The 9,479-nt window shown below is 57.7% G+C and carries 10 protein-coding genes and 1 pseudogene; 5 read left to right on the plus strand and 6 right to left on the minus strand.

Annotated elements, in window-relative coordinates; all coding sequences use genetic code 11:
• Positions 1-254: pseudogene (locus AAAB35_RS12950) on the plus strand (hypothetical protein); the annotation flags it as partial.
• A 123-nt stretch (positions 255-377) separates the two neighbouring features.
• Here the strand turns inward: AAAB35_RS12950 and pyk are convergent.
• The 4 genes from pyk to AAAB35_RS12970 form a co-directional block, all read right to left on the minus strand.
• Positions 378-1,814, minus strand: coding sequence for a pyruvate kinase (pyk, locus tag AAAB35_RS12955; protein WP_340668685.1), 1,437 nt, complete (start codon positions 1,812-1,814; stop codon positions 378-380).
• Positions 1,811-2,236: a DUF1036 domain-containing protein gene (locus tag AAAB35_RS12960; protein WP_340668693.1), complete on the minus strand. Its 426-nt coding sequence runs from the start codon at positions 2,234-2,236 to the stop codon at positions 1,811-1,813. Before AAAB35_RS12960 ends, pyk begins: the two co-directional genes overlap by 4 nt.
• Before the next feature lie 320 nt (positions 2,237-2,556).
• Complete coding sequence (locus AAAB35_RS12965; RefSeq protein WP_340668686.1) at positions 2,557-4,116, minus strand: family 20 glycosylhydrolase; 1,560 nt, start codon at positions 4,114-4,116, stop codon at positions 2,557-2,559.
• A gap of 40 nt (positions 4,117-4,156) precedes the next feature.
• Positions 4,157-5,140, minus strand: a complete 984-nt coding sequence (locus AAAB35_RS12970; protein WP_340668687.1) for a hypothetical protein — start codon at positions 5,138-5,140, stop codon at positions 4,157-4,159.
• 285 nt (positions 5,141-5,425) lie between these two features.
• Here AAAB35_RS12970 and AAAB35_RS12975 point away from each other — a divergent pair, with 285 nt between their 5' ends.
• The 3 genes from AAAB35_RS12975 (at position 5,426) to AAAB35_RS12985 (ending at position 6,966) form a co-directional block, all read left to right on the plus strand.
• Complete coding sequence (locus AAAB35_RS12975; protein ID WP_340668688.1) at positions 5,426-6,238, plus strand: N-formylglutamate amidohydrolase; 813 nt, start codon at positions 5,426-5,428, stop codon at positions 6,236-6,238.
• A 19-nt stretch (positions 6,239-6,257) separates the two neighbouring features.
• Entirely contained in the window at positions 6,258-6,563 is a 306-nt protein-coding gene (locus AAAB35_RS12980) for a DUF1244 domain-containing protein (protein WP_340668689.1), read from the plus strand.
• Positions 6,564-6,702: 139 nt separating this feature from the next.
• Entirely contained in the window at positions 6,703-6,966 is a 264-nt protein-coding gene (locus AAAB35_RS12985; protein ID WP_027231195.1) for a DUF2312 domain-containing protein, read from the plus strand.
• Between the two features lie 69 nt (positions 6,967-7,035).
• Here the strand turns inward: AAAB35_RS12985 and AAAB35_RS12990 are convergent, their stop codons facing one another.
• Complete coding sequence (locus AAAB35_RS12990) at positions 7,036-7,872, minus strand: oxidoreductase (RefSeq protein ID WP_340668690.1); 837 nt, start codon at positions 7,870-7,872, stop codon at positions 7,036-7,038.
• A gap of 436 nt (positions 7,873-8,308) precedes the next feature.
• Here AAAB35_RS12990 and AAAB35_RS12995 point away from each other — a divergent pair, with 436 nt between their 5' ends.
• A complete protein-coding gene (locus AAAB35_RS12995; protein WP_340668691.1) occupies positions 8,309-8,890 on the plus strand; it encodes a LysR substrate-binding domain-containing protein in 582 nt (193 codons plus the stop codon).
• A 27-nt stretch (positions 8,891-8,917) separates the two neighbouring features.
• On the opposite strand, the gene AAAB35_RS13000 is transcribed toward AAAB35_RS12995, so the two are convergent.
• A partial coding sequence (locus AAAB35_RS13000) for a YoaK family protein (RefSeq protein ID WP_340668692.1) occupies positions 8,918-9,479 on the minus strand: 562 nt, incomplete at its 5' end.

The raw sequence follows: 9,479 nt of genomic DNA on the forward strand, positions 1-9,479 counted from the left end.
GGAACCGGCGGGCCACACTGCATTTCCTCATGAATGACTATGGACGGTCGATGGCCGACATACAGAAGACCTTGGCGCTGGAGCCAAGGCATTTTGGCGCGATGGCCGGCATGGCCGCAATTCTAAAGGACACGGGCCGCAAGGAAGCTGCGTTGCAGGCTTTCGAAAGGGTTCTCACCGTTTATCCGATGATGCGCGAAGCGCAGAAGCAAGCCGGAGAGCTTGCTGACGAACTCACCGGGCAGCGCACCTAAGCCAGAAAGCTGCAATTGCCGATATGCCGCGATCCCAACTATAAGGCGGTTATCTGCCATGGAAACGATGCGTGGTCCGACTTATGGGTCGAACCTCGCGAAACAAGGCTAGACTTGCTCGTATCAAATACCGGTCAGGCCGTCCGAGCCGATATAGGCAATGCGCAGCATATTGGTCGATCCGGGGGTGCGCAGCGGAACGCCCGCCGAGATGATGACCCGGTCGCCCGGATTGCCGAACTCTTCCTGATAGGCAATGTGGCAGGCGCGATCGACCATGTCGTCTAGGTCAGACGCATCTTCCGTGACAACGCAGTGCAGTCCCCAGACCAGCGACAGCTTGCGCGCAGTCTCGACAACAGGCGAAAGAGCGATGATCGGCAGGAGCGGCCGTTCACGGGCAGCGCGCAGACCCGTGGTGCCCGAAGCCGTGTAGGTGACAATGGCCGACAGGTTGAGCGTTTCGGCGATCTGGCGCGCGGCGAGCGAAATAGCGTCGGCCCCGGTTGCGTTTGGTTCGGGGCGCTGGGCGTGGATGATACCGGGATAGTTGGGGTCACGCTCCACCTCCTCGGCGACGCGCACCATGGTGGACACGGCCTCGATTGGATATTCGCCGGCGGCGGATTCGGCCGACAGCATCACTGCGTCCGCACCTTCGAAGACGGCTGTCGCGACGTCGGAAACTTCCGCACGGGTTGGAACAGGCGCCGTTATCATCGATTCGAGCATCTGGGTCGCAACCACGACCGGCTTGCCGGCGCGGCGGCAGGCGCGGATGATCTGCTTCTGGATGCCCGGCACCGATTCGAGCGGCATCTCGACGCCGAGATCGCCGCGTGCCACCATCAGCGCGTCGGAAAGTTCGATGATTTCATCGAGACGCGCCACGGCTTGCGGTTTTTCGATCTTGGAAAGCAACGCTACCCGGCCACGCGCGATCTTGCGCACCTCGGCGAGATCCTCCGGCCGTTGGATGAAGGAGAGGGCGACCCAGTCGATTTCCTCCTGGAGGACGGCATCGAGGTCGCGCCGGTCTTTCTCGGTGAGGGCGCCGACACCAAGCGTCGTGTCCGGAAGACTGACGCCCTTCTTGTCGGAAATCTTGGTTCCCGAGACAACGCGGCAGCGGATCGACTTGCCGTCGGCTGCTTCTGCAACGAGCGCCAACTTGCCGTCGTCGATCAGCAGGCGGTGGCCGGGCTCGACGGCCTCGAGGATCTCCGGATGCGGCAGGAACACACGGGTGTTGTCGCCGGGCGTGTCACTGTTGTCCAGCGTAAACGTCTGGCCGGGGGTAAGGTCGACCTTGCCATCCGCGAACTTGCCGACGCGCAGCTTCGGGCCCTGAAGATCGGCCAAGATGCCGATCGGACGGCCAAGGTCCTTTTCGACGCGGCGAATGCGGCGCACCAGTTCGCGCATGAGGTCATGGCTGGCATGGCTCATGTTGATGCGGAACACATCGGCGCCGGCTTCGAACAATTTGTGGATCATGGCTTCTTCGGAAGAAGCAGGACCGAGGGTGGCTAGTATCTTGACCTTGCGGCGACGTCTCATGGAGGAGGGGTATCCGTTACAATTGGAGAGGAGGGAGGATTCTCTTCGGTAAGCTGGACCATCCAGCTCGTCTGCTCGCCGGTATCATACTCCTGAAATCCCGCGCGCTGAAATCCGCGCGCAAAACAGTCATTGATTCCGGTAATCTTGAATTGGTTTTCGGCGACACACATGTTGATCTTGCCATCCCAGCGGCCGCCGCTTTGGGCGTCTTCCGCATAGAGATAGTAGTAGCGCGATGTCAGCGGTCCGACGACAAGGGTCGTGCAGGAAGAGGCGTTGACATGCCACCAGCCTTCAGTGATCCAGCCGGTCTTGGCCCGATAGCCGAGCGCGACGCCGACGAGATTTTGTGTGGTATTGCACACGCGAAAGTCTGCGTGAGCCTTCTCCGGGGCCGCAAAACTGGCCGCTAGAAATATGAATAAAAAAGCCGCTAGAAAGCTGCCCAGGCGCGTCCGCTGATGCTGATCAGCGTGGAATTCAATGCCCTCACGCAATATTGCCTCCGTCCGTCTTCGAACCTCTTTTCGGCAGTTTCATGGGCATTGTCAACGCGCTAATCGTTTGAATGGCAAGTTCCGCGAAGAGTGCGACAAAAGAATGATCATTGCGACGAAAGAGCAGGCCTGGGACGCGGAAACAAGGCCAGTTTAGGTTGAAAGAGCTTCACGATCACGTCTGCTGAGGAAATTGACCGCCGCGATACCGGTGGCGGCCAAACATCGTATTGCGCGTGAGGTCACTGATTTACGACAACCGCATCCGAAGGATTTTTCCAGCTGATTTCGGGCGATTTGTAATAGCCTATGCCGAAAGCCTCCCACCGCGCGCCTTGATAGCCGAGCCTGACCTTGAAGTTGTCCCACGAATGCGACGCGAGAGGCGACCAGCCGATTTCACTGGCTGAAGCGAGTCGGGGGAACGCCATAAAGTCCGTATAGAGCGTCGGCGAAACGAAACGGTCGCTGGGAGCCGTGGGCAAGGGGGTGGAGAGACTGTCTTCGAAGGCCCGGTCAGACCACAAGGGCGCCTCGACACCGAGAATGTTCTCTTCGGCGAGCAGCTTGACTTTGCCATCGGCTGACGACAATTTCGTTGTCGGATCCCAGCCATAGGATTTTTCGACACTCACCAGCCCTTCCCATTTGAGACCATAGGGTGTCGTGTCTTCATATTTCATATCGAGATAGGCGTGATCGGCCGGCGACATGACGAACTTTGCGCCTTGTTTCAGGCCAGCTCTCACCACGGCTATATTCTTGTCTTCAGAAGCGGTACCAATGGTCTTCCTATAGCTCTCGTCACCCCAATACTGGAGGATTGTCCCAGCCGGCAAGGTCCCCTGCGCAATCTGGTGCCAGCCCATCAGCGTCTTTTTCGCGTCCGCGATGGGCGCTGAGGCCGCTGCAACGTAGGCAATCATCTTTGCCGGCGTCATCCCGGGAGCCTCGTCCCCCCCGACATGAATATAAGGTCCGGGCGTCAAGGCGGCGAGGCTCGTCAGCACTGTCTTGAGATAGGCTTTCGCATTGGCGATGTGAATTTCATCGTCAAGGCATATCGTCGGGTTGCGGACCTCGAATCCCGAATAGGGTGCGACTGTCTTGTCGGTGCAATTCAGATTTGCGATGGACGCCTTGGCTGCGAGCGTGTGGCCCGGCCCATCGATCTCAGGTAAGATGGTGATGAAGCGGACGGACGCGTAGACGACGATATCCTTGTATTGATCGCGCGTGTAGAACCACTGGTTTTCGGGCTTCGAGGCAAATCCGCTCTGGGTCGTTCCACCGATCTTCGTTAGATCCGGCAATTCGTCGATGACGATGCGCCAGCCCTGATCATCGGTCAGATGCAAATGAAGCGTATTGATCTTCAGCAGTGCGATTTCATCGATGTAGCGCTTTACTTCGTCGACGGTGTAGAAGCGGCGGGCCACATCTAGCATGGTGCCGCGATAGGTGAAGCGCGGCCAATCGACAATCTTGATCGCGGGAACGGTCCAATTAGTCGCCTGCACGGTGCCCGAATAGACCTTGGGCGGAAGCAATTGCAGCAGCGTCTGAATGCCGTAGAAGAGCCCGGACTCAGTGGGCGCGCGAATAACGATACCGTTCTTGCCAGTTACGATGGAATAGCCTTCCGGACGAATGATTGCGCCACGGGGGCTCTTGATATCACGCAGCACCAACTTGATGCATGGCATCATGCTGTCGATCTTTTGTGGGTTGATCGGCAGATCGAAGCCGGTCGATGCCTTCAATCGGGTCCGCAGATAGCCTGGGGTGCCACCCCACGCCATGTTCACCGCTTCATTGACGCTTGTTGTGGGGGTGAAGCCTTCAGTCAGGATTGTGGTCGATGACGTTAGGGTGACCTGCAGACTTGCCTGATGTCTGACCGTGCGCGGGCAAGGGGACCAGTGGCGGGAATTTGGCCGGGAGCGAGCTGGCCGGACTGTCGAGCGCGGCCGTCACTGCATCTGCGTCGTCCAGTTCTGGGTCCGAGCAAGCGCTTGCAAACTGCGGATTGATTATCTTGAGCTGCTCTTCCACGACCTTCAGACGATCACCAAGTGACCTTATCGCTGTGGGGTCGAGCGTGGGTTTGGCATCGATGTCCTTGCGCAAGGCGGCGAGCGCATCTTTCAGAGAGCCCAGCGTCGTGGAGTCCGTCCCTTTGAGTGCATCTTCCAGGACCTTCAGGCGTTCGCGAATTGATTTAACCCCAGCGGGATCGATTGCATCGATATCCTTGCGCAAGGCAGCAAGCGTGTCCGTTAGCGACGCAAGCGTTGTGGCGTCTATACCTTTGAGAAGCTCGGTTAGCTTTGCGACCTCGGTCGCCACTCGATCGAATGAGGCGCTGTCTAGGAGCTTGCTCCTGAGATCCTTAACGGCCGCGTCGATTGCTTCGATCAATTGTGATTTTGGAGCAGCGTCGATCCGTTGCTGCAGGGCATCCAGATTCTTCTGCAATGCTTGCGGATCGAATTTCACGCTGGCGTCGGATTGCTGCTTTATGTCGGTCAGCGTTTCTTGCACCGCCGCGAGTTCGGTCCTTAACGCTTGCGTTTCTGCGAGCCTTGCCGTCGCCGTTTCCTCAGACTGAGCAATCTTGCGATTCTGTTCGTCAATCTTCTTGGTTTGCTGATCGATGACCCCTTGGCCCTGCTTCAACGTGTCACCAAGTTTTGCAACCTGCGCATTCAATTCCGTGAACGAGGACGATGAAGTCTCTGATTCCTTGCTGTCCGATCCGTTGCACCCCGCAAGCAAGGCCGAACCGATCGAAAAGGCGAATGTCATTACCAATGCTCTCTTCATAAAATAATCCTCTAATACGTCGCATCTTAAAATGTCTGTGATGGATATGAAATTCGTGGGGGCGCTCACGATACGCCAAAATGTAAAAAAGCTACAAAGCGATACCGTATTTGCACGACGTTGCAGTTTTATGAAAATAAATTACAACGCGTTAACGCCATCGCCCGGATTACCTCCCAATCAGCATCTAACTTCGTCATCTCGAGGCGTTCATGCCTGGTTGCAAAGCGGTGCAACCCATGAAAGACAGAACTTTCGAACGAACCGCCGCGAGAGCACTGCGACATGCCGTTTTCTCCCTTTCATCTTGTTGATGGCGATAGCGCCAAGAGCTTGCTCCTCATCGCCGATCACGCCCGCCGCGAATTGCCGGAAGAGTACGGCTCGCTGGGGCTTCCGTCTTCCGAGTTTGAACGTCATATCGCCTACGATATCGGCGTTGAACTGCTGACGCGGAAACTTGCAGCCATGCTCGGGGTCCCCGCCGTACTTGGCGGGTTCTCCCGCTTGCTCATCGACCCCAATCGCGGTGAGGACGATCCGACCCTGATCATGCAGCTATCTGACGGGGCGATCATACCGGGCAACAACCCGATGACCTACCAAGAGCGTGAGAAGCGCCTCAATCAATATTATCGGCCTTATCACGGCGCCGTTGCGCAGGCGATTGATGCCGTGGCGAGGGCGAGTGGCAAGGCACCGCTGGTCATATCGATCCATTCCTTCACGGCCTTCTGGAAGGCGACGCCGCGTCCCTGGCATGCGGGAATTCTTTGGGACAAGGACTGGCGGGCTGTCAGACCGCTGCTCGAGGGTTTGCGTGCCGATCCAAAATTACTCGTCGGCGACAACGAACCCTATGACGGCGCGCTGCGCAACGACACGATGTTCCAGCATTGCATCGTTCCGGGCCTTGCGCATGCGCTCATCGAGGTCCGGCAGGATCTCATCGCGGACGGCGCCGGCATCGAACAGTGGGCGAACCGGCTGGCGCCAATCCTTGAAGCCATCAATGCCAGCCCCGATATGCACGTTGTGAAGCATTTTGGGTCGCGAACCGGCCCCAATCCTTCCTGGCCGGATGAGACGGTAGATTGAGTTAACCGGAGATCGAATCATGACAAAGCTGACGAATGAGCAACAAACGGCGTTTGAAGCCGCCGCCTTCCGCCGGCTGGTCGATCACCTGCGCGAACGCAGCGACGTGCAGAATATCGATCTGATGAACCTTGCCGGCTTTTGCCGCAACTGCCTGTCGAACTGGTACCGCGAAGCCGCCGAGGCCGAGGGAATTCCGATTTCCAAGGAAGAGTCGCGCGAGATCATTTACGGCGAACCCTATGCAGATTGGCAGGCCAAGCATCAACACGAAGCAAGCGAGGCGCAAAAAGCCGTATTCGAGGCAAACAAACCCTCGCATTGAACCGATTGCACTCGGCCGGGCAACAGAGTGCCTGTGCATAACGACTCCCGCCTTGACTCTTCATACACGGGTCAGGCATCGGAACCCTTCGCGCGGCTAAAGCGAGTCGCGCATGGATTTCTAGGAGCGGAGTGTGAGCATGGATGACCTGGCAGCTCAGGGTGGTGTCGAAGGCGTGGCAGCAGCGGAGCTGCGGCAGTTCATCGAGCGCATCGAACGCCTTGAAGAGGAAAAGACCACCCTACAGGACGATATCAAGGAAGTTATGGCCGAGGCCAAGGGTCGCGGCTACGACACCAAGATCATCCGGACAATCGTGCGCCTTCGCAAGAAGGACGCCAATGAGCGCAAGGAAGAAGAGGCTATCCTTGAACTTTATATGAACGCGCTCGGCATGGAATAAGAACGATCCGCACGAGAATGATTGGGAGCTCGCCCACCGCGAAGTGGATGGGCGGGACTCCATCAACACCTAAACAATCGGATCGAAGTCGGTCGAAACCGATACCTTGCGCCATTTGGCGAGAAGTTCCGCGTCCGATGCGTGCTTGGCTTCGATCGCTGCAACTGTGTCACTGCCTAGCGGAAGACGAACCGGCGGATTTTCCGTATCGACGAATGAGATCACAACTTCGGCCAACCTGTCGGGATTACCGGGTTGATTGTGACTGATTTCCTTGGCCTTGCTGCGGATTGCCCCCGCCGTCTCCGAATAGTCGTCGATCTCGATCGGGCTGATTGTCAACGAGGTTGAATCCAGGAAGTCGGTGCGGAAGTAGCCCGGCTCGATCGCAGTGGCATGGATGCCGAGAGGGCTCAGTTCTTCAGCGAGAGCTTCAGTCAACCCTTCCACCGCGAACTTCGTCGCGCAATAGACACCGAAACCCGGGCCGCTCTGATAGCCGCCGATTGAAGAGAAATTTAGGATTCGCCCCGATCGCTGGTGGCGCATGTGCGGGAGGACCGCTCGGGTCACGGAAAGAAGTCCGAAGACGTTGGTGCGGAAAAGGGCCTCGATCTCCGCCCCACTTGCCTCCTCAACGGCCCCGAGGAGTCCGTAGCCTGCATTGTTGACCAACACATCGATCCGACCAAACCGGGCGACTGCCTCCTTGACCGCCTGATGCGCCTGCGCCTCGTCGGTGACATCAAGGGCAACGGCGAGAAGATTGGCCCGCTCGCCGAAGCGGTCAATGATCGCCTTGGGATTGCGCGCCGAAGACACGACCTGATCGCCCTTGGCGAGCGCCTTTTCCACGATGAGAGCACCAAAACCGCGGGATGCTCCGGTAACGAACCATGTATGCATTTGAACCTCCTACTTGCCTTTGCCCCTCCGTGATCGGCGGGTGTGGGAGTCTTCTATCGCGCAAACGCTGTTGAGATAATCGACTGGATTCTCCTTGAGTTGATGAATAATACTCAACAATGCGAACTGTATCCCCCTTTGACCTCTCGTCGTTTCTGGCGCTGGCGCGCCACCGCAGCTTTCGCCGCGCCGCCAACGAAATCGGGTTACGCCATCGGCACTGAGCCTTCTTTGAAAGCGGTGGAGGAAAGGCTGGACTTGCGGCTTTTTCAATCGCACAACGCGCAGTGTTGCTCTGACGGAGGCGGGGGAACGGCTGTTCTCCCGCGTTGCGCCAGCATTTCGCGATATTGAGGACGCGCTCGATGATCTGAACGAATTGCGTGGCACTCCGGTAGGACGACTGAGATTCAACGCAGCCCGTGCATCTGCGAAGATGGTGCTCCTCCCGGTCGTCGCCCGCTTCCTCGATGCCAATCCAAAGATCAGCATCGAGATCGTCGTCGATAACAATCTCGTCGACATGGTGTCCGAAGGCTTCGATGCCGGGATTCGTTTCGGCGAGGTGATTGCTCAGGACATGATTGCAGTGCCGATCGGCCCACGTCAGCGCACCGCCATTGTCGCATCACCCGCGTTCTTTGAACGCTACGCGAAGCCCACGATGCCCGATCATCTCCGGGGCCTTCCCTGTGTCGGACTCCGCTTCGGCAGCGGTCGACTTTATGCGTGGGAATTCGAGCGAGGTGGAGTCGAACTCAGCGTGGAGGTAGGCGGCGCCCTGGTGGTCGATGATCAGGATATGATGGTAGAGGCAGCGCTTCTTGGCGCTGGCGTCGCTTATACATTCGAGGATCAGGTATCGCCCTATGTTGAAGAGCGGCGTCTCGTGCGAGTGCTTGAGGACTGGTGCCCGTATTACGGTGGCTTCTATCTTTACTACCCGAGCAGGCGGCAGATGCCGGCCACGCTTCGTGCCTTTATCGACTTCGTAAAAGCCCCAGGTTCCGGACTTTGACCGAGCCGAGGTCGCGATGGCGGAACGTCAGCGCCTGAGATACCTTGCACACAGCAGGAAAAGCGGAAGCGAAGCTGCCCAGAAAACGGCACCTTGGACGAACCTGTATGCTACCACCCCGGCGATTCCACCGATCAGGAACGACAGGATCGTTGCAGAATGCAGCTTCAACCGCTGAATTGTTGCAATGCTGGCTTCGGCGCTGTGTGATCGCCACAAAGTCGCCAGTCCTACGCCGATATCTGTAGCTACGCCCGAGACATGGGTGGTTCTGACACGCCCCGTTGATATGCGCGTTGAGGCGGCGTTTTGGATACCCATGGTGAAGCTGAGTATGCCAACGATCAGCGTGCCTCGTGAAAGGCCGGAGCCCTGAATATCAAGCGCTCCCACCACCAGTAGCAAGCACGCTTCTGCAAGCAGTGTGAGAGCATAGACTCTGCGCCAGTTCTTATGTTTGCCTAGCTGGATAAAGAGTGAAGCGGCGAACGCCCCGAGGACAAAAAGCGCGACAATGGACGCGAAGGCCGTGGCGATGATAAGTTGTCCGATCGATACGTGATCAGAGATCAACGATACGTTGCCGGTC

The sequence above is a fragment of the Phyllobacterium sp. genome (assembly GCF_037994425.1).
Classification (GTDB): Bacteria; Pseudomonadota; Alphaproteobacteria; order Rhizobiales; family Rhizobiaceae; genus Phyllobacterium.

What these genes read in the sequence shown, in the direction of transcription:
- AAAB35_RS12970 (WP_340668687.1), bottom strand. Translation starts at nt 5,140, where the DNA reads ATGAAGAGAGCATTGGTAATGACATTCGCCTTTTCGATCGGTTCGGCC.
- AAAB35_RS12975 (WP_340668688.1), top strand. Translation starts at nt 5,426, where the DNA reads ATGCCGTTTTCTCCCTTTCATCTTGTTGATGGCGATAGCGCCAAGAGC.
- AAAB35_RS12980 (WP_340668689.1), top strand. Translation starts at nt 6,258, where the DNA reads ATGACAAAGCTGACGAATGAGCAACAAACGGCGTTTGAAGCCGCCGCC.
- pyk (WP_340668685.1), bottom strand. Translation starts at nt 1,814, where the DNA reads ATGAGACGTCGCCGCAAGGTCAAGATACTAGCCACCCTCGGTCCTGCT.
- AAAB35_RS12990 (WP_340668690.1), bottom strand. Translation starts at nt 7,872, where the DNA reads ATGCATACATGGTTCGTTACCGGAGCATCCCGCGGTTTTGGTGCTCTC.
- AAAB35_RS12985 (WP_027231195.1), top strand. Translation starts at nt 6,703, where the DNA reads ATGGATGACCTGGCAGCTCAGGGTGGTGTCGAAGGCGTGGCAGCAGCG.
- AAAB35_RS12965 (WP_340668686.1), bottom strand. Translation starts at nt 4,116, where the DNA reads ATGGCGTGGGGTGGCACCCCAGGCTATCTGCGGACCCGATTGAAGGCA.
- AAAB35_RS12995 (WP_340668691.1), top strand. Translation starts at nt 8,309, where the DNA reads ATGGTGCTCCTCCCGGTCGTCGCCCGCTTCCTCGATGCCAATCCAAAG.